The sequence below is a fragment of the Limnohabitans planktonicus II-D5 genome (genome assembly GCF_001270065.2).
GTDB lineage: Bacteria > Pseudomonadota > Gammaproteobacteria > Burkholderiales > Burkholderiaceae_C > Limnohabitans_A > Limnohabitans_A planktonicus.
On sequence record NZ_LFYT02000001.1, the window covers coordinates 109,574 to 133,036 of the forward strand.

The window sequence follows — 23,463 nt, forward strand, 5'->3', positions numbered from 1 at the left end:
ATGTCGGACTCTGCGAGTGCCGACCTACGAGATGGCGGTGATGAGTAGGTCGGTGGTCGAAGACCCCGACGTTTGCGTGATTTGCCCGTACCGCCCTGACATGGGCATGTGCTTGTTCGGGCAAATGTCGGACTCTGCGAGTGCCGACCTACAAGATGGCGGTGATTGGTAGGTCGGTGGTCGAAGACCCCGACAGGGGCTTGTCCCGAAACCCATCATGTGGGACTCTGCGAGTGCCGACCTACGGGGGCGTCGTTATGTGGAGGTGCATCGCCCTTGCCGCCTGGCTCCGGCTGGGCCAGCACCTCTGGGCCATGGGGTGGGCTGGTGCTGACGACTGATGGCCTTGGGGACGGTTCACCCCTATGCGTAGGCGGGCATGAGTTGCGTCAGGTCTACACCGTGGCACAGGCTGATGAGATCGGCGCCTGTGTTGACGTCGAATTTTTGATAAATCGTAGCGCGGTGTTTTTTGGCGGTGCCGGGCTGGATGCCGGTGACTTCACTGATGGCTTTATTGGTCAGGCCCTGAACAATGAGCATGAAGATTTCTTGCTCACGCTTGGACAGGGTGACAAATGAACGTTTGAGGTTGTCGAGGTTGATGAACTGCAAGTTGCGGTCCCGGTCGATGTCCAAGGCGCGGTCCAGGGTTTCGCACAGTTTTTCGCGGGTGAAGGGTTTGAGCAAAAAGTCAATCGCACCGCCCCGGAAAGCGGTGATGATTTCATCTTGGTTGCTTTCGCCACTGATGAAAATGATCGGGGTTTTGCGACCCAGGGTGTGCAGCCTGGCTTGCAACTCCAGCCCGGTGATGCCAGGCATGCGCACATCCAGCAGGAGCACGGCCGGGGAGATGTCCAAGGATTGACTCAAAAAAGCTCTGGGGTCTTCGTAGGCATCGACGGTGTAGCCCACCATGGTCAGCAGGTCGCTCAAATAAAAGCGCATGTCATGGTTGTCGTCGACCAGAAAGATGTGACCCAATCTTTTTTTCATTTCTCTCGCCTTCTCTATTAAATCAAAAGTCGAGTTTCAATTTAACAAAATCGCCAAGGCCTGTAATTACCCAATTGGTTAATTTCATGGGTATTTTTCCCTATTTAGGTAATTCAGATCCTCGATTTTGGGCAGGATAGGCTCTGCGAACTTGTTTTTCATGCCAAAGCGCAGTGTCTTCTTGGCCCGTGAGCCGGGCACTGGCAATGAGGGTGTGGATGACTTTGGGTTCTGGCGAGTAGTGCAGCAGGTTTTGACTCAGCGCCAGCAAGTGCGCCGCATTTTGGGGGGTGACCGGGGTGAGTGTGAGTTCTGCAAATTGGGCACTGGGTGCAAAAAACCAGCTGCTGTGGGCGGCACCCAAAGGATCCTGACGCCACCAGGACCAGCGTTGTGCAGCGGGCATGTAAATTTGACGCACACGGGCGTAGTCAAAGGCGATGACGCTCAAGACGATGAGGCCCACGGCTGCCACAGCGCGCACGGCCGATGGCCAAACCCATTCACCGGTGGTTCTGCCGCGGGTGAGCATCAGCAGACTCATCAGGGTGGCGATTTGAAAGGGGCCATACCAAAGGGGGAATTCCAGCAGGCTGTGCAGCCCGATGACGGCCAACACGCCCCAAGCCATTTGTTGGTGCAGTTGACGACTTTTCCAGGGCCGCATGAGGACCACTGCCACCAGCAGGATCAAGGAGATGAGTGCCGTGATGGGAATACCCAGTGTGACGGCCAGGTGCAAGGGCAGGTTGTGCGCATGGCCCAGCATGTCGCAAAAGCGCGACTCTGGACCGCCGGGGTATTGGGCCATGTAGTGGGCATATTTGAGTTCGCCCCAACCCCAGCCGGTCCAGGGTTTTTGCTCAATGAGGTGCAGCACATTGCCCCACAGCACGCGCCGACTGCCACAGGCTTCGTCGTTTGACATGCGCGACCAGGCACTTTCCGACAATTGGCCCGTGCTCAACTGCAGGGCCCAAGGCAGCAGCACACTGGCCAGGCCGAAGATCACCATTGCCCACAAGGCCAGCGGCCAGGACATGGCTTGTCTGTGATCGGCACGTCTGGACCACCACAGCGTGAGCAGCAGCACCAGGACCATGTGCAGCAGTCCCGTGCGCGAAGCGGTGGCGGCATTGCATGTAGCTAAAAGGGCCAGCATCCACAGGGCATGCCATGGTTTGAGCCCCTGCGCTTGCCACCAAAGCACGGACACCATTCCGATGGCCAAAAGCGTGGCCAGCTGGTTGCGCTGGCGTAAGTTGGCGTTGGCTTCAGCCCATGATGCAGGCACATGCAACCAGGGACTGAAGACAGAGGCAGCGCCGAAATACTGCACCAAACCCATGGCGCTGCTGAGCAGCGCCGCCCAGGCCCAAGCACGCGCCAGGTCCTGTGCGCGGATGCCATTTGAAAAAACCAGCAGCGTGCACAGGCAGGCCCAGCTGATCAGCAAGGGGACGGTGTTGGGTTGGGGCGCAGGTGCCCAGGGTTGAACCCAGGGCAGAACCAGCAAGGCGCACAGCCAGAAGCTGTGCAGGCCCGAGGTGTCGCGTGAATGGAGATTCAGACGCACTGCTGGGATGGCATCAGGGCAGCGGGAGGGTGTGCAGCATCAATGCCCTGACTTGCCAAGGGCAGGCCTGCATCAGGATGCCTTGCATGAACCAGGCAGGTATTTGAGTGGCAAGCCATTGTTGGCTGCCGGGCCGCAGCGCCAGCTGGCCACAGTTTTGCCGCCGTCGGTGCTGCCATTGATGGCGGTGTCACCGGTTTGCAGGGGTGTCAGGGCAATGGCATTGGCCGAGGCGCTGGTGCTGCCGCGCAGGGCTTCATGGTTGCCGACCACGGTGATGACACCGTTGGCATCGACACTCACGCTGGCCACGTATTTGCTGGTCTGGCTTTCGCAGACTTTGGGCAAGGTGGCAGACACATCGGGCTGCGATGAAGAGCCGATGGCTTCGTTGACCGCCGTTTTGCAGCCATTGGCCGCCAACAGCATTTCGGCGGTTTTGGCCCGAATGCTGTAGTCCTGATAGGCCGGCAGGGCCAGCGCACCCAGAATGCCGATGACCGCAATCACGATCATCAGCTCGATCAAGGTCATGCCACGTTGGTGATGTTTCATATCAAAGCCCCCTGAAAAAGTTGAACTTTGATGTTAATTGAAAGCACCACCAAACTCCATACATCGGTCAGGCTGCTGCGTCGCTGGCAGCTTTTCGACGCGAGAGGATGAACTTGCCCAGGCCCAAGACCAGCAAGGCACCGGCGACGCCCAGGCCGTAGCCAAACATCTTGTCTTGCGGAATGTAGGCGACCAAGGCTGGGTCGGTTTGCACCATGGTGCCGGCAATCCAGCCCAGCAGCATGCCGCCGATGGTGATGATCAAGGGGAAGCGGTCCATCAATTTGAGGACCAGCTGGCTGCCCCAGACGATGATGGGAATGCTGACCAAGAGGCCGAAGATGACCAGGGGCATCTGGTGATCGGCATTGCCCGAGGTTTGAGCAGCGCCAGCGATGGCGATCACGTTGTCAATCGACATCACCAAGTCGGCAATGATGACGGTTTTGACGGCGCCCCACAGCTTGTCACTGCCCTGGATGTTGCCGTGGTCGTCTTCTTCATCGGGGGTCAGCAATTTCACGCCGATCCAGATGAGCAAGACCGCGCCCACAAACTTCAGAAATGGAATGGCCAGCAGTGTGAGAGCAAAGAAAATCAAAATCACACGCAAAATGATGGCACCGGCGGTGCCCCACAAAATGCCTTGGGTCCTTTGCTGTGCTGGCAGTTGGCGGCAAGCCAGCGCAATCACCACGGCGTTGTCGCCACCCAAGAGGATGTCGATCATGATGATCTGGCCCACGGCGAACCAGAAATGAGGGGTCAGAAATTCTTCCACGGTGTTCCTTTGTTGACCGGTACACAGGCCGGTGAATCGTTATGAGAGAAAACAGAAAGCCGGATTGTCCCGCAGGACATCCGGCTTCGATATTGTGGCTAACCGCAGGACTTGACCCATTGGGGACAGTGTCCAGACGTTTGAGCCCTATCTGGCGCAGTCTGGGACAGCACAAAATCTGCCCACCAGTGCATTTACTTCAGCTGAGCCTTGAGCAGTTTGCCCAGTTCAGACGGGTTGCGTGTGACGATGAAGCCGCACTCTTCCATGATGGCCAGCTTGGCGTCGGCCGTGTCGGCACCACCGGAAATCAAAGCACCGGCGTGGCCCATGCGCTTGCCGGGAGGGGCAGTCACACCGGCGATGAAGCCGACCACGGGCTTTTTCATGTTGGCCTTGCACCACATGGCGGCTTCGGCTTCGTCTGGACCGCCGATTTCACCGATCATGATGACGGCGTCGGTGTCTGGATCGTCGTTGAAGGCCTTCATCACGTCGATGTGCTTCAAACCGTTGATCGGGTCGCCACCGATACCGACGGCGCTGGATTGGCCCAGGCCCACTTCGGTCAGCATGGCCACGGCTTCATAGGTCAAAGTGCCCGAACGGGATACCACGCCAATGCGGCCTTTGCGGTGGATGTGACCGGGCATGATGCCGATCTTGATTTCGTCAGGGGTGATCAGACCTGGGCAGTTGGGGCCCAGCAGCAGCGTGCGCTTGCCGCCAGCGGCTTCCTTGGCCTTCATCTTGTTGCGCACTTCGAGCATGTCACGCACTGGAATGCCTTCGGTGATACAGATGGCCATGTCCAGGTCGGCTTCGACGGCTTCCCAGATGGCAGCGGCTGCGCCTGCTGGGGGCACGTAGATCACGGACACGGTCGCGCCAGTTTGTGTGGCGGCTTCTTTGACCGATGCGTAGATCGGGATGTTGAAGATGGACTCGCCCGCCTTCTTGGGGTTCACACCCGCGACGAAGCAGTTCTTGCCGTTCGCGTATTCCTGACACTTTTCAGTGTGGAACTGGCCGGTCTTGCCGGTGATGCCTTGGGTGATGACTTTGGTGTCTTTGTTGATGTAGATGGACATGTAGGTTCCTTGGTTGAGCGTTGGGCGTTCTGCGTTGGGCGTGAAATCACGCTCTGCGCTGAACGCTCAACCTTGAATTCACTTGACGGCTGCGACGATGGCGGTCGCGGCTTCGGCCATGGTGTCGGCGGAGATGATCGGCAGACCGGATTCGGCCAGCATCTTCTTGCCCAGCTCGTCGTTGGTGCCCTTCATGCGCACGACCAGTGGCACGGACAGGTTCACGGCCTTGCAAGCGGTGATCACGCCGGTGGCGATGGTGTCGCACTTCATGATGCCGCCGAAGATGTTGACCAAAATGCCTTTGACATTCTTGTTGGCCAGCATGATCTTGAAGGCTTCAGTGACCTTCTCGGCTGTCGCGCCGCCGCCCACGTCCAGGAAGTTGGCAGGCTCGCCGCCGAACAACTTGATGGTGTCCATGGTGGCCATGGCCAGGCCAGCGCCGTTGACCAGGCAGCCGATGTTGCCGTCCAGGCTGATGTAGGCCAGGTCGAACTTGGAAGCTTCCACTTCAGCAGGATCTTCTTCGTCCAGATCGCGGTAAGCCACGATTTCGGGGTGACGGAACAAGGCGTTGGCGTCGAAGTTGAACTTCGCGTCCAGTGCCATGACGTTGCCTTTGCTGTCGCGGTTCAGGGGGTTGATTTCCACCAACGAAGCGTCAGTTTCCATGTAGCACTGGTACAGCTTCTTGAAGATGTCCACGGCTTGCGCGGTGGAGTCTGCTGGCATGCCGATGGCGTCAGCGATCTTCTTGGCTTGTTCGTCGCCCAAACCGGTCAAAGGATCGATGAACTCGGTGATGATTTTCTCGGGGGTGGAATGGGCCACTTCCTCGATGTCCATGCCGCCTTCGCTGGACGCGATGAAAGCGATCTTTTGGGTGGCGCGGTCGGTGACCACAGACACGTAGTACTCTTTGTTGATGTCAGCGCCGTCTTCGATGTACAGGCGTCGGACCTTTTGGCCTTCAGGGCCGGTCTGGTGGGTCTTGAGCTGCATGCCCAGGATTTCTTCCGCCAAACGCTTGACGTCATCAATGGTCTTGGCCACTTTGACGCCGCCGCCTTTGCCGCGTCCACCTGCGTGGATTTGGGCCTTGACCACCCAAACCGGGCCACCCAGTTTTTGAGCGGCTTCAACGGCCTCTTGAACGGTGAAAGCTGGGATGCCACGGGGAACGGGCACACCGAATTGACGCAAGATTTCCTTGCCTTGGTACTCGTGAATCTTCATGAGGTCTTCTCTCAGAGGGGTGGAAATTCGACCAGTCCGACGGGGTCCCTGAATGGGGTAAGCCAGCCAGCTCGGTCTGCACACTGCAGCCTTCGACTGTATCATGCTGCAATGCACCATTGCTGATTTTCGCGTTTGACATCGACATGACGCTGGGAGTCATCTTTCACAAGGAAGTAATTCTTATGGCCAAAATATTCATCGACGGCGAAGCTGGAACGACCGGTTTGCAGATCCGTGAGCGACTGGCTTTGATGCCCGCCATCCAGGTCTTGAGCATCGATCCGGCACGCCGCAAGGACCCGCAAGCGAAACTGGCATTGATGGCTGAGGCTGACCTGGTGGTGCTGTGCCTGCACGACGATGCCGCCATCGAGTCGGTGGCCATGATCGACACCCTGACAGGGCGCAAACCCCGCATCGTGGACGCATCCACCGCCCACCGCTGCCACCCTGAATGGGTCTATGGTTTTCCTGAATTGGCCGTCGATCAACGCGCCGCCGTGCAGTCTGCCCAGCGCGTGGCCAACCCCGGCTGCTATGCCACAGGCGCGATTGCGCTGTTGCGGCCCTTGGTGGATGCAGGGCTGGTGCCTGCTGATTTTCCGGTGTGCCTGCCTTCGGTGTCGGGTTATTCCGGCGGTGGCCGCAGCATGATCGAAGACTACGAAGCGGGCAAAGCGCCCTTGTATGAAGCCTACGCACTGGGCCTCAAGCACAAACACATTCCCGAAATCATGCAGTTCAGCGGCCTGCGCCGCCGTCCCTTGTTTGTGCCTGCTGTGGGCAACTTCCGCCAGGGCATGCTGGTGCAGCTGCCCCTTCACCTGGATGAGCTGCCCGGCCAGCCCAAAGCCGCCGACCTGCACGATGCCCTGCGCGCCCACTATGGTGCCAGCCAGGCAGCAGGCGGCTGGGTCAGCGTGGAGAGCGCCACCGACAACGGCAAGCTCGACGCCCTGGCGCTCAACGACAGCAACAAGCTCGAAATCCGCGTGTTCGCCAATGAAGACGCCCGCCAGGCGGTGGTGATCGCCCGCTTGGACAACCTGGGCAAAGGGGCCAGCGGCGCGGCGGTGCAAAATATCCAGCTGATGTTGGGTCTCTAAGAATCGCCACTGCAAGCCACACTTATGAAAAGACTGCCCCCCCTGAATGCCCTACGCGCTTTCCATGTGGTCGCTCAGCTGGGCAGTCTGACAAAAGCGGGCGCAGCCTTGCACGTCACGCAAGGGGCCGTGAGCCGCCAGGTCAAGCTGCTCGAAGAGTCTTTGGGTCGGCCTTTGTTTTTTCGCGTGCACCAAGGCATCCAACTGACCGAAACGGGTCGTCTGCTGTCACAAGGGTTACAAAACACCTTTGGGGGACTGGAGCAGCTGATCGAACACATCACCCAAGATCAACGTCGCCAGCACATCTCGATCAACGTTCCGCCGACTTTTGCCACACGTTGGCTGGCCCCACGCCTTTCCAAGTTTTGCCACAGCTACCCCTATGTGGATCTGCACATCACCACCGATTGGGTTCAGTCTTTGCGCGAAGGCCAAGGCTATGACTGCTTGGTGGTGTTCGACACCACGGCTTGGCCGAAAGTGGATTGCGAACACCTGATGAACGAAAAACATGTGATGGTCAGCCATCCCAGTTTGTGGGGGCATGATGTCCCCCCCACTTTGAGTCAGCAAACCTTGCTGCACATCCTCAATGGCACCGAACGTTTACCCGTGTGGGAGCGGTGGATCGGACTGCATAAATTGGCGCACATTGACCCCAAACCCGGTTTGAATTTCAGCACCTTGGACCAGGTGATCAACGCCACCCTGAGCGGCACAGGCGTGGCCATTGTGGATGAGCACATGATCAGACCTGAATTGGGCTCAGGCGCTTTGCGCCAGTTCAATGACTTGCACATGGACGGTCCCCATGGCTATTGGTTTGTGGATGTCGCCAAAGACGATGAGCACAAAGCCGTGGTCAGGTTGATTCGCGATTGGTTGAGGCAGGAAATGGCATCCGACAGCCACTGATGTCGTGCCAAGGCTTTGGCCCCGCGATTGCTTTCAAACTCCAATCACCCATCGCTTACAGGGCGCGGCTCCTGCAGGGCCTTGCAGGAGCAGCACCCCGAGCGCGGTTTCACGCCAACCACCCATACCCATTGCGCTAGGGCTGCGGCGTCAACACCCAAGTTGACGCCGCAGTGCATGCCCCAAGTGCCACGCCAACCCATCAACGCTGCAAATTGAACCAGCTGGATTTGATTTGCATATATGAAGTCAGGCTCGATGCGTGTTTGTCGCGCGAGTTGCCGCTGAGCTTGTAGCCGCCAAAAGGCTGCGACATGTCACCATCGCCAAAGCAGTTCACCCAGGTCACCCCAGCCTCCAATGCCGACACCATGCGGTGCGCGGTGTTCAAATCTGATGTCCACACCGAAGCCGCCAAGCCAAACTGACAGTCATTGGCCAACATCAGCGCCTCTTGCTCGGTGTCAAATGCCTGCACCGTGGCCACAGGCCCAAACACTTCTTCTTGAACAATCGCCATGCGGTTGTGCGCGCCCACAAACAAGGCAGGCGCGCAAAAAGCGCCCGGTCCTGTGAATGCGGGTGTAGGCAAGACCTGCGTGGCACCATCGGCCAGTGCTTGATCCATGCGCCGCTGCACATTGCCCAGATGGGCATGGCTGGCCAAAGGCCCCAGGGTGGTGGCCGGGTCCAGGGGATCTCCCGGTTGGTACAACTCGCGGGTGCGGGTCACGAAGCGGTCGACAAATTGGTCGTGCAAAGACCGGTGCACCAGCAAACGCGAGCCCGCGTTGCACACCTGGCCCGCATTGTCAAAAATGCCCCCCACAGCGCGGTCCACGGCGGCGTCCAAATCATACAAATCGGGCATGAAAATTTGCGGGCTCTTTCCGCCCGTCTCCAAGGCCACCCGTTTCATGTTGGACTGGCCTGAATACCCCATCAACAGCTTGCCCACTGCGGTGGAGCCGGTGAAGGTGATTTTGGCCACATCATGGTGCAAGGCCAGCGCACGCCCTGCTTCCTGACCGGTCCCGTTGACCACATTGAACACCCCGGCAGGTCCGCCCGCCTGCACAAACAATTGCGCCAAGCGGGTGCACGACAAAGGCGCTTGTTCAGCGGGTTTGAGCACCACGCAATTGCCGGCCGCCAAAATTGGCGCGAGCTTCCAGACCGCCATCAGCAAAGGGTAGTTCCACGGCGTGATGGCACCCACCACACCCAAAGGCTCATGCACGATGGTGTGCAGGGCGTTTGCGGCGGTGTGGGTCACAGCCCCTTCCAATTTGTCGATGCATTCCGCGAAAAAGCGGATGGTGCGCAGCACATCTGGCAGGTCGATGTTGAGCACGTCCGTGATCGGCTTGCCCATGTCCAGGCATTCCAACAAGGCCAACTCATCACCATGCTGTTCAACCAAGTTGGCCCAGTTGAACATCACGTCCATGCGTTGGCGCGGTGCCAGCTTGTGCCAGCGCCCATCGCGCCAGGCCACTTGTGCGTTGGCCACGGCCGCATCCACGTCGCAGGCTTCACCCAGCGCCATCATGGCCAGGGTCTGGCCCGTGGCAGGGTTCACGCTGGCAAAACTGCCTTGACGTTTGGCCGATTGGTAGTGGCCATCGATGAAAAGACCCGTTTGAATGTTCAGGCCTGCGGCCATGGCCTGCCAATCACTCAGGCTGCGGTTTGTATTAGCCAGCGTGCTCATACGTCCTCACTCAGCGACGAGTTCAGTGGGGTAGCCGTCGGCGCGCAGTTCCAGGCCGCAGGCCTTTTCCAACATGCGCACGACTTCGGGTGACTGGGCTTGGCCACCGTAGAGGCCCTGAGCACGTCGGAAGATTTGCTGTGTCATGCTGCCCAACTCCAAAGGCACGCCCAACTTTTCTGCAATCGAATTGACCAGCCCCAGGTCTTTGCAAGCCAGGTCCATGGTGAATTTCACGTTGTAGCTGCCGCTCAAAATGAGCATGGACTCGGTCTCGTGCACAAAACTGTTGCCCGAGCTGGCGCGAATGGCGCGGTAGGTTGCATCCGGGTCCACGCCATATTTGGCGGGCAACATCATGGCTTCACCCGCTGCCACCAGGTGGATGAAGGCGAGCATGTTGGTGACCACCTTGACCACCGAGGCGCATCCCATCTTGCCCATGTAGATGATTTCACCGCCCATCGTTTGCAGCACGGATTCGACGCGCTGAAACACCTCTTGCTCGCCACCCACCAACACGGTGATTTCACCTGAATTGGCCAGATGCACACCGCCTGTGACGGGGCACTCCAGCACCGAAATACCGCGCTCGGCGGCTTTGGCCGACAGGCGCTTGAGGTCTTCCAAATCGGTGGTGCTCATTTCGATCCACACACCGCCATGGCGCAAGTGGGCCAACACGCCGTCAACACCCTCCACCACTTTGCGAGAAATGGCGGGCGATGGCAGCACCGTGATCACCACATCCGCGTTGGCACACACGCCTTTGACATCGTCTGACCACACCGCGCCTGCGGCGATCAAGCGGTCGGCGTTGGCGCGTTTGAGGTCGGTCACGGCCACGGGGAAACCGGCCTTGACCAAGCTGTTGCACAGGCCTTCGCCCAAGCTGCCAAGGCCAATGAATCCGATAGAGAGTTTGTTGTTGAGGGTCATGATGAAAGAATCAAAAAATGGAGGGTTAAATCGTTGAGATCAAGGAACTGCGCTCAATGCGCGCCATCGCGCCAAGCCAGCGCAGCCTTCATGCCTTGGGTGGTGCGAATGCGTTCAAACTCCGCGTTTTCAGGGCGGGCATTGGCCTCGATCAAGGTGGCGGTGTCCACCGCTGCCAACAGGGCTTCACGCATGCCTGCGATGTCCAGGCTGCGGTTGATGGCACGTTTGGTCATTTGCACCGACACCGGGGAATAAGAGGCCATGGCTTGTGCCAACTCAATGGCGCGTGCCACATGGCTGCCGCCTTGTGTCACTTCATTGACCAGGCCCAATTCGTAAGCACGTTGCGCAGTGATTTGATCGCTGGCTGTCAGCAACAATTCTTTGGCTTGCTTGGGGCCAATCAGCCAGGGCAAGACCAGCGCGGCAATGCTGGAGCCGAATTTCATTTCGGGCTCGCCCATGCGGGTGTCCACGTCGGCCACGGTCAGATCGCAAGACACCGCCAGCTCCATGCCGCCGCCAATGCAAGGCCCATGAATGGCCGCCACGGTGGGTTTGGGGCAATCCCAAAACTGGATCACGAAGTCAAAGTCCTCACGCAGCACCTGTGCCCAGCCTTGAGCAGTGGTGATGCCTTGTTCAGCCAATTCCTTGAGGTCAAAACCGGCACTGAAGGCGCGGCCTTCGCCTGCCAAAACGATGGCACCAATGGAGTCATCGGCGACGAATGCTTTGAGCGCTTGTGTCACTTCGGTCATGAGTTGACCGTTGATGGCGTTGAGCTTTTTGGGGCGATTGAGGCGAATCACGCCCACGCGACCCACGGTCTCCAGTTGAATGCATTCGGGGTTCAAAGTCGTCATGGTGTTTCTTTCTTGGGAATGACCAGCAGATCGACCGCGACCATGCGCGCGCCATCCACCAGCAAAGGGTTGATTTCCATTTCTTGCACATGCGTGCTCAAAGCCATGCCCATGGCCATGAATCTTTGGACAACTTGAACCAGTTGGCTCAAGTCGGTCGCTGCGCGGCCGCGCGCGCCATTGAGCAGGGGATAAGTTTTGAGCTTTTGCAATTGAGCGCCAATGCGTTCGGCGCTGTCGCTGGGCAGCAAGGTGACAAAGTCTTTGAAAATTTCTACAAAAATGCCGCCAAAACCCACCGTGAACACCGGGCCGAACTGGGCATCTTGCTGCATCCCCAAAATCAGCTCTGTGCCACGCACTTGTTGCTGCAACAGCACAGGGCCAGGTGCGACGGCTTGCAGGCGTGCATAAGCGAGTTGGAGCCCATCGTCGTTTTGGATGTTCAAAATCACACCGCCCACGTCCGACTTGTGCGCAATGTCGGGCGACTCGATTTTGGCCACCAAGGGGTAACCAATATCGTGTGCAAATTGGATGGCGCTGTCGCTGTCATGAACAATGCGGCTGGTGGCCACAGGCAGGCCAAAATCGGTCAGCATGCCCATGCTTTGCAAGGACTGGCCTTGCCGGGCCGATTGCACCAATTGCTGCTGCCAGTGACCCACGCGCTCGGGGTCAAAGCGGTTCAAGGACTCACTTGCCTGCTCTGCCTGAAGTGATGGCGTTTGGTACTGCGCATAGTGCTTGAGTGCGCGCAGCGCCGTCTCCGTGCCCATCAGCACGGGGATGCCCCAAGACCGGTAGCGCTGGCACTCGGCAGGCGACATGGTGTTGGCCACGTTGCCCATGAGCACCACGGGCTTGGTGGTGGATTCCCAAACCGTTTGCAAGGCGCGTGTGCACACATTCGTGAAATCTTGCCCATCCGGGATGTTGGTGGCCATGACCAAGGTGCCCACCTGGGGCTCTTCGGCCAATGCCAGCAAAGCGGGTGCGATCACGTCCTTGCCATCGCCCCAATAGTCCAAAGGGTTGGTGGCTTCAATGCCTTCGTCCAGCAAGGCTTCCAAGCGGGTCACGGTTTCGGTTGACAAGGGGGCAAAGGGCAGTTGCAGCGGTTCCGACAAATCTGCAATCAGCTGGCGCTCGCCGCCTGAATCGCAGCCCAGACCGATCCATCCGTTGTGCGGACGCCTTTCTGCTGCAAACAGCTCAGCCGTGTCCATCAGTTCGTCGAGCGACCTGACGTTGATGACACCGTTGCGCTCAAAGATGGCGTCGTACACATCGGCACTGCCCGACATGGCACCGCTGTGCGACTGGGCAAAAATTTGCCCTTGCACACTGCGGCCGAGTTTGAGCGCAATGACCACAATGCCGCGCGCTGTGGCGCGCTGCAGTGCCGCCAAAAACGCCTCGGGCTGGCGCACGGTTTCCAGCACCAAACAAATCACGCGGGTAGAAGGCTGCGCGACCAGAAAGTCGATGTACTCGGCCACGCCCGTGGCCAGCTCTTGTCCGGCAGAAATGGCGTAGTTAAAGCGCAGTTGGCGCAAGTTGCCCACGATGCCCGACCAGGTCGAGCCGCTGTGCGAGATCAGGGCCACCTTGCCCGGCTCTTTGAGCGTCGAGAACGGAAAACCCGTCATCTGCAGCTTGTCTTCCAAATTGACAAAGCCCATGCAGTTGGCACCGCACAGCTGCATGTCGCCTTCGCGCGCAATGCGTGCCAAGGCGTTCATCAAGGTTTCACCGCTGTCGGTGTGCCCATGGGCGCGGCCAAAAAGCACGGCAGAGCCTGCCTTGGCTTGCGCAGCCAAAGCCAGTTGCTGGGGCAGCGAGGCATCAGCCACCGCCATGGCCACACAGTCCACCGGCTGCGGCAAAGCGGCCAAATGGGGATAGGCGGGGCGGCCGTTGATCTCGGTGTACTTGGGGTTGATGAGGAAAATCTCGCCCTCATAACCCAGGGACTCGATGGAGGTCAGCAACTGCTGCCCAAAGCCATCAGCGCGTGCACTCGCGCCCACAATGGCGATCGAGCGTGGGCGCAGCAGGGCGTTCAGCTTGTGGTTCATTCGCTGTGAATTCATGTTCAACGCTCCCATTTCAACGGTTGACATCGACCACCACACGGCCATGGGCTTTGCCGGCCATCATCTCGGCGGCCAAGGTGGGCACTTCGCTCAAAGCGATGACACGTTGCATTTCTGCTTGAGAACTGTTGGCGGTGTGCTGCGCCAGTTGCGCCCAAGCTTGGGTGCGACGCTGCGCCGGGCACATGACCGAGTCCACCCCGAGCAAACGCACGCCACGCAAAATAAAGGGCATCACGGTGGTGTGCAGTGCCACGTCACTGGCCAATCCACACGCGGCCACGGCACCGCCGTAATGGGTTTCGCTCAACATGCGGGCCAAGGCGTTGCCCCCCAGCACATCGACAGCACCATGCCATTGTTGTTTGGCCAAAGGAGCAGGCGGCTCATTCCACTGCGGGCCACCGACCACGTCTGCGGCGCCCAGCTTGCGCAGATAGTCACCCGATGTTTCGGGGCGTTGTGTCAAGGCGGTCACGCGGTAACCCGCCTGCGCCAACAACTGTATGGCCACGCTGCCCACGCCGCCGCTGGCACCTGAGACCAGCACATCACCCGACGTCACGCCCGCGTCTTGCAAGGCCATGACACACAGCATGGCCGTGAGACCTGCGGTGCCCAAAGTCATGGCGGTCAAGCTGTCCATGCCTTCGGGCATGGGCGTCAACCACTCGGCTTTGACCCGTTGGCGCTGGCTGTAGCCGCCCCAAAAACGCTCACCCACGCTCCAACCCGTCAAGATCACACGGTCACCGGCCTGGTACTCAGGGCTGGTCGACTCCAGCACCGTACCGGCCAAATCAATGCCGGGCACCATGGGAAATTGGCGCACGATTTTGCCCGTGCCGGTGACGGCCATCGCGTCTTTGTAATTGAGGCTGGAGTAATCCACCTGCACCAGCACATCGCCTGCAGGCAAGTCTTGGTTGCCAAGGTGCTGCACCGAAGCCCTTGTTTGACCCTCTTGCTGCTCCAGAAGCAATGCCTGAAAAGTTGTTGTCATTGAAGTCGCCTTTCATAAAAATTTCAATGTTTGATGCGGCACGCCTTGTGCCATGCCACGGTCTGAATGGGCCCCTCTGGAAACCCGATGCCCGTTTTTTTAAAGCCATGGTCCTCAGCAGGCCCATGACCACTCACTCGTTTCAATATGTCCATGTTGCGTTCATGCTGCTGATGTGCTCAAGACCAAATCTGCCCCTTTTTCGGCCACCATCATGGTGGGTGCATTGATGTTGCCGGACGTGATGTTGGGAAACACCGAGGCATCGATCACGCGCAAGCCTTGAACACCATGCACACGCAGCTGCGCATCCACGACGCTGGTTTGCGCATCGCTGCCCATGGCACAAGTGCCGCACAGGTGGTAGATGGAGCCGCAGTTGTCTTTGTAGTACTGCAGCATTTGCGCGTCACTTTGGATGTCGACACCCGGTGTGACCTCAGCCTCCATCAAGGCACGCAAAGGAGCCGTGTCCGTGAGTCGGCGAATCAAGCGCACCGCTTGCAAGACCTCTTCTTGGTCACGCGCCGTGCTCAAATAATTGGGGTCAATGGCGGGGGCTTGACGGGCATCCGACGCATCAATGCGCACTTCGCCCGTGCTGGTAGGTCGGCATGCATTGAAGGCCATCAAGAAACCCGAATACGGTTCGGGCTTGAGGCTTGCCTTGGGGTTTGGGGGAATCGTGTATGACAAGGGGTTGAAATACAGCTGCAGATTGGCTTGCGCTTCTTGTGCACTGCCTTTGAAAAAGCCACCCGCTTGGTTGACCGACAGGGACAGCGGCCCCTGACGGGTGAGCAGGTACTGAAGCCCTGCTCGCATCTGTCCCCACAAGGAATTGAACTCGTCATTCAAGGTGGGTCGTGTGGCACGGTAATAAAAAGAAGCGCACAAATGGTCTTGCAAATTCTTGCCCACCTGAGGCAAGTGGTGTTTGACCTGAATGCCCAAACGACGCAATGCTTGTTCTTCACCGATGCCAGAGCATTGCAAGAGCTGAGGTGAACCGACCGCACCAGCGGCCACAATCACTTCTTTGCGCGCATGCACATTGAATTCGTGGTCCTTGTGGCAGACCCGCACACCCGTGACCTGAGGGGACGCACCGTCGGCAAACAACAAGCGCAGGGCTTGCGTGTGCGTCATCACCGTGAGCTTGTCACGCTTTCGGGCGGGTGTTAAATACTCCGCTCCACTGGACGATCGTTGGCCGCGTCGGATGTTGGTTTCATAAATCCCTGCACCCTCAAATTGCGCGCCATTGAAATCTGGGGTGTGCGGCAAACCCAGGGCTTCGCAGGCGGCCAGATAGTCATCGCAAATCGGATGTGCCAAGCCCTTCATGGGCGTGATGCCAATCAGGCCTTGATCGCCGCGCCAGGCGTCTGCGCCGTTGGGGTGTGTCTCCAGCTTGCGAAAGTAGGGCAGCACCTCGTCAAAGCCCCAGCCTGGGTTGCCTGCGTCACGCCAATCGTCGAAGTCTTGGCGCTGACCGCGCACATAAATCATGGCATTGATGGCCCCAGAGCCGCCCAACACTTTGCCGCGCGGCGCGTACAAACGGCGTCCACCCAAATGTGTTTGCGGCGTGCTGGAGAACATCCAGTTGGTTTTGGGATTGAAGTACGACTTGATGTAGCCAACGGGCAATTTGAACCAAAAACTGTTGGCCTCTCCCCCCGCCTCGATCAACAGCACGCGGTGCTCACCGCTTTGAGTCAGTCGATGGGCCAAGATGGCACCGGCTGAGCCAGCGCCCACAATGATGTAGTCGTACAGCGTGTCCATGCTCACAGCGCCTTGTCATGGTTCCAGCGCTTGCGCCAGGTCTGGTCATCGCCGCGCACGTCATAGGGCTTGGGGTCCATGAGCAAATGCATGCGCTCACCGGTGTAGGGCGAGTGGGCTTTGACGACCTCCATGTTCAGTTCAACCCCCAAGCCTGGCTCGGTGGGGGGCACGATGAAACCGTCTTCCCAACGGATGGGTTTTTTGAGGATGTCTGCGTAAAAACCCGACCAGTCGAGCATGCTTTCTTGAATCAGAAAGTTGGGCGATGCCGTGGCCAGTTGAATGCTGGCAGCAGCGCCAATCGGCCCGTTGTAGAGGTGCGGCGCGATTTGCACGTAAAACGCTTCGGCCATCGATGCGATTTTTTTGGCTTCGAGCAATCCGCCCACGCGTCCCAAGTTCATTTGCAAAATGCTGGCCGATTTCTTTTGCAGGATCTCCAAGAACTCATACTTGGTGGTCAGGCGTTCGCCCGTGGCCACGGGTATGGAGGTCTTGGCGGCCACCTCCGCCATGGCATCGGCCTGCCCTGGCGGCACGGGCTCTTCGAACCACAAGGGGTCGTACTTTTCCAAACGTTTGGCCAAGCGAATGGCCGAGGCAGGCGTCATCTGGCCGTGCGTGCCAAACAGCAAATCGCAACGGTTGCCAACGGCTTCGCGGATCTTGCGGCAAAAGGTTTCACAGATTTCCATCTGCTCCAGAGAGATGTGGTGTCCGGAATAGATGGAATACGGCCCGGCTGGATCGAACTTCAAGGCGGTGAAGCCTTTGTCTGCGTATTGGGCAGCGCATTCGGCGGCCAAGTCGGGGTTGTCGTAATCGTATTGGCCTTGGGCATTGACCGGGTAGAGGTAGGTGTAGCTGCGCAAACGCTCATGCACCTTGCCACCCAACAGTTGGTAGACCGGCTGGCCTGCGGCTTTGCCAATGATGTCCCAGCAGGCCATCTCCAGGCCACTGACCACGCCCATCATGGTCAAGTCAGGGCGCTGAGTGAAACCGCTGGAGTAAGCGCTGCGAAACAAACGCTCGACCTGATGCGGGTCGTGGTCTTCCAGGCAACGCTGAAACACGTCTTCGATCGCCAGCGTCATCACGCGGGGATGAAAACTGGCGGCATACACCTCGCCCACGCCTTCGATACCGCAGGCGGTGCGCAGCTTGACAAAGATCCAATACATACCGCCCACATGAGGCGGGGGAACGGCCACGACGTGCGTTTCGAGCGCTGTGATTTTCATGGGTGTCGGGTTTCAGCTGTTGCTCAATATGGCATCACCACCAAGCGGGTTTGCGTGAATTCCAGCATGCCGTGCTTGCCGTCGTCGCCGCCCAAACCCGAACGTTTCCAGCCTGCGTGGAAGCCCTGGTAAGGGTCTGCTGGCGTTCGGTTCACGTACAACTCGCCCGCTTCAATTTCATTGGCAAACAATCGAACCGTGGGGTGGTGGTGGGTGAACAGCACCGAGGCCAAGCCGTATTGGTGGTCGTTCGCACATGCCAATGCATGGGCCATGTCATCGCAGGCCATGACGGCCAGCACGGGGCCGAAAACTTCTTCTTGAATGATCTCCATGTCTTGCTGGCAGCCGCTCAGCAAGGTGGGGGGGTAATAAAAACCAGGGCCGTCGGGCATGAAGCCGCCCAACTCCAAAGTTGCCCCCTGTGCCACGGCTTTTTGCACCATGGCGTGCACGTTTTGCCGTGCTTTCTCGCTGGCCTGCGGGCCCATGTGGGCAGCATCGTCGCGGCGATTGCCCCAGCTGCGCTTGGCCATCAAGTCCTTGATGCGGTGCAAAAGGGCGTCGTGCACAGAGCGCTCCACCAGCACACGTTCTACGGCTGTGCACAGCTGACCGCAATGGGTCAAGCGAGAGTTCACAATGGCTTGGGCTGCCAAATCCAGATCGGCATCAGCCGCCACAATGGCTGGGGTTTTGCCACCCAATTCCAGTGATGTTTTCGCAATATTGGTTTGCGCATAGGCCATGATCTGGCGACCCGCGCCGACGCTGCCTGTGAGTGTGATCATGCCCACACCAGGCATTTGGCACATGGCTGCGCACACCTCATGGTCCATGGCCATGATGTTGACCACGCCGTCAGGCAATTGAGCGGCTTGCACCGCGCGTGCCAAAGCCAAGGCCGAGCTGGGTGTGGTGTTACTGGGTCGCACCACCACGGTGTTGCCCGCAATCAGTGCGGGTGCAATTTTGCGCAGCAGTGTGTAAATCGGAAAATTAAAAGGGATCAGGCAGGCCACCACGCCAATTGATTCGCGGTGCAAAAACAGCTGTTCGCGTGCGTTGTCTGAGGGGATGATTTCGCCTTCAATGCGCCGCGCCCATTCCGCGTGGTAGCGCACGATCTCCGCGCCGTAACCGACTTCGGCACAGGCATCGGCCAAGCTCTTGCCAGACTCGAGCGCCAAGGCCGCACCGATGGTGTCGCACTGCGCCAATAAGGCATCGGCCAAACGCTGCAATCCCTGTGCACGTTCAATGCCGGGCAGTCTGCGCCATGCGGTATGTGCCTGTTGTGCTGCTTTGACGGCGGTGGTCACCAACGCCAGACTGGCCAATGGCACATTGGCCACAGGTTCACCGGTGGAAGGGTCAATGACCGCGTGCAAGCTTGAAACGTCTTCGTCAACGAAAAGATTGCTGACAAAGTTTTGGTAGGTGTTCACGCTGATAGTCCAGCTCATTCAAACATTAAAAATGGGGGCCGACATGCGGCCCCCAAACCTTGGAGAACGATCCTGATTAGAAGGAGTAGTTCACGCCCACGCCGATGGCGTCGGCGCTTGGCTGTGGAACACCATTTTTATCCACGACAAATCCCTTGGCTTTCTTGCCATAGCTCACATAAATGTTTGTGTTGGGCTTGTAGGCATACGTGGCACCCAGGCCGAAGAAATTGGCCTTCTGATTGTCCATTTGACGCCCAAAACCAGCCAAGTAAGTCATCTTGCCATCAGCCAATTGCGCAGAAACGGCGGTGGAGCGGTTCTTCTTGCCGTCTGCATGCGTGTTGTCGTCATAAGCGCCCATCACCGTCAACGCACCAAACTTGTATTTGGTACCAATGAAGTTGGTGGTCGCGCCCATTGGATTCTTTTCAGATGCCAGCATGGCATTCAAAGGACCCTGCTCGTATTTCAAAGCCACAGAGGTGCTGTTGTTCTTGTCGCCCGTTTGCTTTTTCAATCCGACAGAAGCGTCTACAGAAAAACCACCTGCGAACTTGGGTGAAGCATAGAACAAGCCATTGTTCAAACGAGCCCAGCTGGCACCCGCTTGAGACGCATTTGGGTCTGCTGCATTGCCGGCGTGCCACATTTGCCATGCTGGGGAAGCAATTTGGTCGTAGTTGTACCAAGCGTCATAGGCCCAGTCGTTTTGCCACAATGCGGTCAGTGCACGGCCCACGCGCACATGACCAAAGTCACCTTTCAAGCCCGCGGTGGCTTCGCCTGCGAACATGTACTTGGTGTCTTCGTTGACCAGATGGTCACCAGTTTTGGGGTCGCGCAAGAAGAAACGTGTGTTGAGTTTGACGGTACCGGCCATGCCGTTGCCCAAATTTTTCAGGCCATCAAACGCCACGTTGCTGCGGCTGATGCTGCCTGTTTTGTTTTTGTCGTCATAGTCGCGGTAGTAGCCCATGTCGAGCGTGCCCGAGAACTTGTAGCTGTCTTCAGCGGCATGGGCCACACCTGTCACGGCCAAAGCCATGCCCAGAGCGGCATTCAAACGGGTGAGTTTTTTCATGTCAGTCTCCTGATAAAAAGGTCAAATGAAATGCGTCCATCCTTAGACGCGGGGTTTTTTGGCAAAAGTTTCACCTGGCAGTCCGAAGACTGGCCATGGTTTTTCTTTACCAAGGGGATCAGTGCGGTGGGGTGTTGGCGCCCTGGCTGCGTTTTTCTACAAATCGCCGAACGTAATCGTCAGCGGGTTGGTTCAAAATTTGCTCAGGCGTTCCTGTCTGGACCAATTCACCATCTCGCAAGATGGCGATGTGCGCGCCGATTCTCAGCGCCTCATCCAAATCATGCGTGATGAACACAATCGTCTTTTGCAAAGTGGTCTGCAGTTCCAGCAGCAAGGTTTGCATGTCATGGCGAATCAGCGGGTCGAGCGCACTGAAGGCCTCATCCATCAACAATATCTGCGGGTCCATGACCAAGGCTCGGGCCAATCCCACCCGTTGGCGCATGCCCCCTGAGAGCTCATCGGGATAGCTGTGCTCGTAACCTTTGAGGCCCACACGGTCAATCCAGTGCTGGATGCGTTCGGCCACTTCAGCCTTTTTTTCACCCCGCAAGGACAAGCCATAGCCCACGTTGTCGCTCACGGTTTTGTGTGGCAACAAGCCAAAGCTTTGGAACACCATGCTCATGGTTTTGCGACGCAATTCGCGCAGGCCACTGGGTGCGAGCTTGAGCACATTTTGGCCATTGACCAAGATCTCGCCCGCGCTGGGTTCAATCAATCGATTGAAATGCCGCACCAGGGTGGACTTGCCAGAGCCTGACAAGCCCATGATGACGAAGATTTTTCCAGCTGGAATGTTCAAGGACACATTGTTCAGGCCCACATTGCAGCCCACTTTGGCCAGCACTTCTTGTTTGCTGGCGCCTGCCTTGAGCATGCTCAAGGCGGTGTCTGAACCGTTGCCAAAAATTTTGTAGATCTGCTTGATCTCGATGCTGCCTTGCGTATCGTTCATGCCTGACCTCCTTTTCTTTTCTGGCGCAATGCTTGCCGCTCGCGTCGCCCTTTGCCATACGCTTGTGTGATCCGATCGATCACCACCGCCAAAATCACAATCGAAAATCCACCTTGCAAACCGCGTCCCATGTCCATGTTGTTGATGCCTGAAAGCACGTCTTCACCCAAACCACGCGAACCAATCATGGAGGCAATCACCACCATGGCCAGTGCCATCATCACCGCCTGGTTCAGGCCAGCCATGATGCTCGGGCGCGCCAAGGGTAAATTGACATTGATCAGCAACTGCCAGGGGGTCGAACCAAATGAACGCGATGCTTCCACCACTTCTTTATCCACTTGACGGATGCCCAAATCTGTCAAACGGACAAGGGGGGGCAATGCATAAATCACAGTGGCCAATACGGCTGGGACCTTGCCCAAACCAAACAGCATGAGCACGGGAACCAGATACACGAAGGTGGGCAGTGTTTGCATCACATCCAGCACTGGCTCCAAGACCTTGCGTAATCGCGGGCTGGCCGACATCCAAATGCCCATCGGCAATCCGATGGCAATGGTCAGTGTGGTGGACACCAGCATCAAAGCCAGCGTCTGCATGAGCTTGTCCCACAAGCCAAAGCAACCTATCAGGTACAGGCCCGCCACCAGGGCCACCACGGTGGTCCAACGGCGCAAGGCATGCCAGGCTAAAACACCGATGCCCAGCAGCACGACGACTGGCGATAGACCTATCAGAAATTTTTCTAAAGGCACCAAAAAGTGGATCAGCAAAATTCGCGTGATGTCATGAAAAAAATCTCCGTGCTGTGCGACCAAGCGAATCACAGCGGAGTTGATCTGATCTACAAAACTCAGATCGAAAAATATGGAATTCATTGATGATGCCTTTGCATTCACACCCACCGCACACGCAGATTGTTGTTCTGCATGTGCTTGATGGGGATGTGCCCTGAACCTCAGGGCCCATCCCCCTACTGGGCTTACTTCAGAGCCGCGTTGATTTTGTTGGCAGCGTCAGCGCTGACCCATTTTTGCCAGACTGCGGGGTTGGCTTTCATGAACTCACGCGCCACCACATCGCTGCTGGCCTTGCGGTCAGTCATTTGCACCACAGCACCGTTGATTTGGTCAGCATTGAGTTGCAGTTTTTCCATCACGGCCACAGCACCTGGATTGCTGGTTGCAAACGGTGTAGAGACACCCACGGTCAATTTGTTTTTAGGCGATGCCGATGGGCAAACGTCTTTGACCTTGATGTCTTTCAGCGTGTCCCAGCACTTCTCGTTGTAGGTGGGTTCTTGCAACTGAACCAGTTTGTACTTGCCCATCAGGCTAGCAGGCGACCAGTAGTAAAACAAGATTGGCTTGCCGCGCTCGATGGCAGAAGTGATCGCTGCATCCAGAGCCGCACCAGTGCCAGCACGGAAGTTGGTGTAATCGCCTTCCAGTTTGTAGGCTTTGAGTTTTTGCGTGTTGATTTTTTCGCAATCCCAGCCCACTGGGCATGACAGCAAACGGCCTTTACCGGGTTCTTCGTCGTCCTTGAACAAGGCTTTGTACTTGGGCAGATCGCTCACGCTTTTCAGATCAGGCGCAGAGGCTTTGATGCCACGCTTGGCGTCGCCCTTGACCACGTAGTCAGGCACAAAAAAGCCTTCAATGGCACCACCGCCCGACAGCAGGTCACCGACCAGTCGGATCTTGCCCATTTCCTGACCTTTTTTGACGATATCGGTGCGGTTCCACTGTTCCACCCACACTTGCAAGTCGTTGCCCACCAGTGCTGTCTCAGTGGCTGCAGAGCTGCCTGTGACCACTTCCGTTTTGCAGCCGTAGCCCATTTCCAACAGGTTGCGAATCAGACTGGTGTACAGCTGACCGGATTCCCAGGTGATGCCTGCAAACTTGATGGTTTGATCGGGGCTGCACACATTGCTTTGCGCAAAGGCTGCCGGGGTTGCCAAACTGGCCCCCAGGGCCAGTGCGCATGTTAATTTTTTCATCAGTTTCATTTTTAGTCTCCAGTTAAAAAATT

The 23,463-nt window shown here is 57.7% G+C and carries 20 protein-coding genes; 2 read left to right on the forward strand and 18 right to left on the reverse strand.

Going from position 1 to position 23,463, the window contains the following annotated elements:
* Positions 1-363: 363 nt before the first annotated feature.
* The 6 genes from H663_RS20700 to sucC form a co-directional block, all read right to left on the reverse strand.
* Positions 364-999: a response regulator transcription factor gene (locus tag H663_RS20700; RefSeq protein WP_053173024.1), complete on the reverse strand. Its 636-nt coding sequence runs from the start codon at positions 997-999 to the stop codon at positions 364-366.
* Between the two features lie 100 nt (positions 1,000-1,099).
* On the reverse strand, positions 1,100-2,575 hold the full coding sequence (locus tag H663_RS20705; protein ID WP_053173026.1) for a PglL family O-oligosaccharyltransferase: 1,476 nt from the start codon (positions 2,573-2,575) through the stop codon (positions 1,100-1,102).
* Between the two features lie 72 nt (positions 2,576-2,647).
* Positions 2,648-3,130, reverse strand: coding sequence for a pilin (locus H663_RS20710; RefSeq protein WP_053173028.1), 483 nt, complete (start codon positions 3,128-3,130; stop codon positions 2,648-2,650).
* Between the two features lie 67 nt (positions 3,131-3,197).
* Complete coding sequence (locus H663_RS20715) at positions 3,198-3,911, reverse strand: TerC family protein (protein WP_053173030.1); 714 nt, start codon at positions 3,909-3,911, stop codon at positions 3,198-3,200.
* 194 nt (positions 3,912-4,105) lie between these two features.
* Positions 4,106-5,002 carry a succinate--CoA ligase subunit alpha gene (gene sucD / locus H663_RS20720; RefSeq protein ID WP_053173032.1) on the reverse strand — a complete coding sequence of 299 codons (897 nt, stop codon included), beginning with the start codon at positions 5,000-5,002 and terminating at the stop codon, positions 4,106-4,108.
* A 78-nt stretch (positions 5,003-5,080) separates the two neighbouring features.
* A complete protein-coding gene (sucC, locus tag H663_RS20725; protein WP_053173034.1) occupies positions 5,081-6,241 on the reverse strand; it encodes an ADP-forming succinate--CoA ligase subunit beta in 1,161 nt (386 codons plus the stop codon).
* 185 nt (positions 6,242-6,426) lie between these two features.
* On the opposite strand from sucC, the gene argC reads away from it, so the two are divergent.
* Together argC and H663_RS20735 are read left to right on the forward strand one after the other, a co-directional pair.
* A complete protein-coding gene (gene argC / locus H663_RS20730; protein WP_053173036.1) occupies positions 6,427-7,350 on the forward strand; it encodes an N-acetyl-gamma-glutamyl-phosphate reductase in 924 nt (307 codons plus the stop codon).
* Between the two features lie 24 nt (positions 7,351-7,374).
* On the forward strand, positions 7,375-8,268 hold the full coding sequence (locus H663_RS20735) for a LysR substrate-binding domain-containing protein (protein WP_053173038.1): 894 nt from the start codon (positions 7,375-7,377) through the stop codon (positions 8,266-8,268).
* A gap of 202 nt (positions 8,269-8,470) precedes the next feature.
* Here the strand turns inward: H663_RS20735 and H663_RS20740 are convergent, their stop codons facing one another.
* The 12 genes from H663_RS20740 to H663_RS20795 all read right to left on the reverse strand — a co-directional run bounded on the left by H663_RS20740 (position 8,471) and on the right by H663_RS20795 (position 23,440).
* Entirely contained in the window at positions 8,471-9,982 is a 1,512-nt protein-coding gene (locus H663_RS20740) for an aldehyde dehydrogenase family protein (protein WP_053173040.1), read from the reverse strand.
* Positions 9,983-9,988: 6 nt separating this feature from the next.
* Positions 9,989-10,921 (reverse strand): NAD(P)-dependent oxidoreductase, encoded by a 933-nt coding sequence (locus H663_RS20745; RefSeq protein ID WP_053173042.1) that lies wholly within the window; start codon positions 10,919-10,921, stop codon positions 9,989-9,991.
* Positions 10,922-10,974: 53 nt separating this feature from the next.
* Complete coding sequence (locus H663_RS20750; protein WP_053173044.1) at positions 10,975-11,790, reverse strand: enoyl-CoA hydratase/isomerase family protein; 816 nt, start codon at positions 11,788-11,790, stop codon at positions 10,975-10,977.
* Positions 11,787-13,886 carry an acetate--CoA ligase family protein gene (locus H663_RS20755; protein ID WP_165803832.1) on the reverse strand — a complete coding sequence of 700 codons (2,100 nt, stop codon included), beginning with the start codon at positions 13,884-13,886 and terminating at the stop codon, positions 11,787-11,789. Before H663_RS20755 ends, H663_RS20750 begins: the two co-directional genes overlap by 4 nt.
* Positions 13,887-13,902: 16 nt before the next feature.
* On the reverse strand, positions 13,903-14,892 hold the full coding sequence (locus H663_RS20760) for an MDR family oxidoreductase (RefSeq protein WP_053173048.1): 990 nt from the start codon (positions 14,890-14,892) through the stop codon (positions 13,903-13,905).
* Positions 14,893-15,054: 162 nt separating this feature from the next.
* Positions 15,055-16,683, reverse strand: a complete 1,629-nt coding sequence (locus H663_RS20765) for a GMC family oxidoreductase (protein WP_053173050.1) — start codon at positions 16,681-16,683, stop codon at positions 15,055-15,057.
* 2 nt (positions 16,684-16,685) lie between these two features.
* Positions 16,686-17,930: a mandelate racemase/muconate lactonizing enzyme family protein gene (locus H663_RS20770; protein ID WP_053173052.1), complete on the reverse strand. Its 1,245-nt coding sequence runs from the start codon at positions 17,928-17,930 to the stop codon at positions 16,686-16,688.
* A gap of 23 nt (positions 17,931-17,953) precedes the next feature.
* Positions 17,954-19,378 (reverse strand): aldehyde dehydrogenase family protein, encoded by a 1,425-nt coding sequence (locus tag H663_RS20775; protein ID WP_240620286.1) that lies wholly within the window; start codon positions 19,376-19,378, stop codon positions 17,954-17,956.
* Between the two features lie 76 nt (positions 19,379-19,454).
* Positions 19,455-20,462 (reverse strand): porin, encoded by a 1,008-nt coding sequence (locus H663_RS20780; protein ID WP_053173056.1) that lies wholly within the window; start codon positions 20,460-20,462, stop codon positions 19,455-19,457.
* Between the two features lie 118 nt (positions 20,463-20,580).
* A complete protein-coding gene (locus H663_RS20785) occupies positions 20,581-21,423 on the reverse strand; it encodes a quaternary amine ABC transporter ATP-binding protein (protein WP_053173057.1) in 843 nt (280 codons plus the stop codon).
* Entirely contained in the window at positions 21,420-22,304 is an 885-nt protein-coding gene (locus tag H663_RS20790) for an ABC transporter permease (RefSeq protein WP_053173059.1), read from the reverse strand. The genes H663_RS20785 and H663_RS20790 overlap by 4 nt, the downstream gene beginning before the upstream one ends.
* Before the next feature lie 104 nt (positions 22,305-22,408).
* The gene (locus H663_RS20795; protein ID WP_053173061.1) at positions 22,409-23,440 is read right to left on the reverse strand and encodes an ABC transporter substrate-binding protein; all 1,032 of its coding nucleotides are present in this window, start codon (positions 23,438-23,440) and stop codon (positions 22,409-22,411) included.
* Positions 23,441-23,463 lie beyond the last annotated feature (23 nt).

Bases quoted from the DNA above. Each gene is read 5' to 3' on its own strand.
- H663_RS20795 (WP_053173061.1), bottom strand. From the start codon at position 23,440: ATGAAACTGATGAAAAAATTAACATGCGCACTGGCCCTGGGGGCCAGT.
- H663_RS20750 (WP_053173044.1), bottom strand. From the start codon at position 11,790: ATGACGACTTTGAACCCCGAATGCATTCAACTGGAGACCGTGGGTCGC.
- H663_RS20740 (WP_053173040.1), bottom strand. From the start codon at position 9,982: ATGAGCACGCTGGCTAATACAAACCGCAGCCTGAGTGATTGGCAGGCC.
- H663_RS20780 (WP_053173056.1), bottom strand. From the start codon at position 20,462: ATGAAAAAACTCACCCGTTTGAATGCCGCTCTGGGCATGGCTTTGGCC.
- sucC (WP_053173034.1), bottom strand. From the start codon at position 6,241: ATGAAGATTCACGAGTACCAAGGCAAGGAAATCTTGCGTCAATTCGGT.
- H663_RS20700 (WP_053173024.1), bottom strand. From the start codon at position 999: ATGAAAAAAAGATTGGGTCACATCTTTCTGGTCGACGACAACCATGAC.
- H663_RS20710 (WP_053173028.1), bottom strand. From the start codon at position 3,130: ATGAAACATCACCAACGTGGCATGACCTTGATCGAGCTGATGATCGTG.
- H663_RS20785 (WP_053173057.1), bottom strand. From the start codon at position 21,423: ATGAACGATACGCAAGGCAGCATCGAGATCAAGCAGATCTACAAAATT.
- H663_RS20755 (WP_165803832.1), bottom strand. From the start codon at position 13,886: ATGAATTCACAGCGAATGAACCACAAGCTGAACGCCCTGCTGCGCCCA.
- H663_RS20790 (WP_053173059.1), bottom strand. From the start codon at position 22,304: ATGAATTCCATATTTTTCGATCTGAGTTTTGTAGATCAGATCAACTCC.
- H663_RS20765 (WP_053173050.1), bottom strand. From the start codon at position 16,683: ATGGACACGCTGTACGACTACATCATTGTGGGCGCTGGCTCAGCCGGT.
- H663_RS20735 (WP_053173038.1), top strand. From the start codon at position 7,375: ATGAAAAGACTGCCCCCCCTGAATGCCCTACGCGCTTTCCATGTGGTC.
- argC (WP_053173036.1), top strand. From the start codon at position 6,427: ATGGCCAAAATATTCATCGACGGCGAAGCTGGAACGACCGGTTTGCAG.
- H663_RS20770 (WP_053173052.1), bottom strand. From the start codon at position 17,930: ATGAAAATCACAGCGCTCGAAACGCACGTCGTGGCCGTTCCCCCGCCT.
- H663_RS20760 (WP_053173048.1), bottom strand. From the start codon at position 14,892: ATGACAACAACTTTTCAGGCATTGCTTCTGGAGCAGCAAGAGGGTCAA.
- sucD (WP_053173032.1), bottom strand. From the start codon at position 5,002: ATGTCCATCTACATCAACAAAGACACCAAAGTCATCACCCAAGGCATC.
- H663_RS20745 (WP_053173042.1), bottom strand. From the start codon at position 10,921: ATGACCCTCAACAACAAACTCTCTATCGGATTCATTGGCCTTGGCAGC.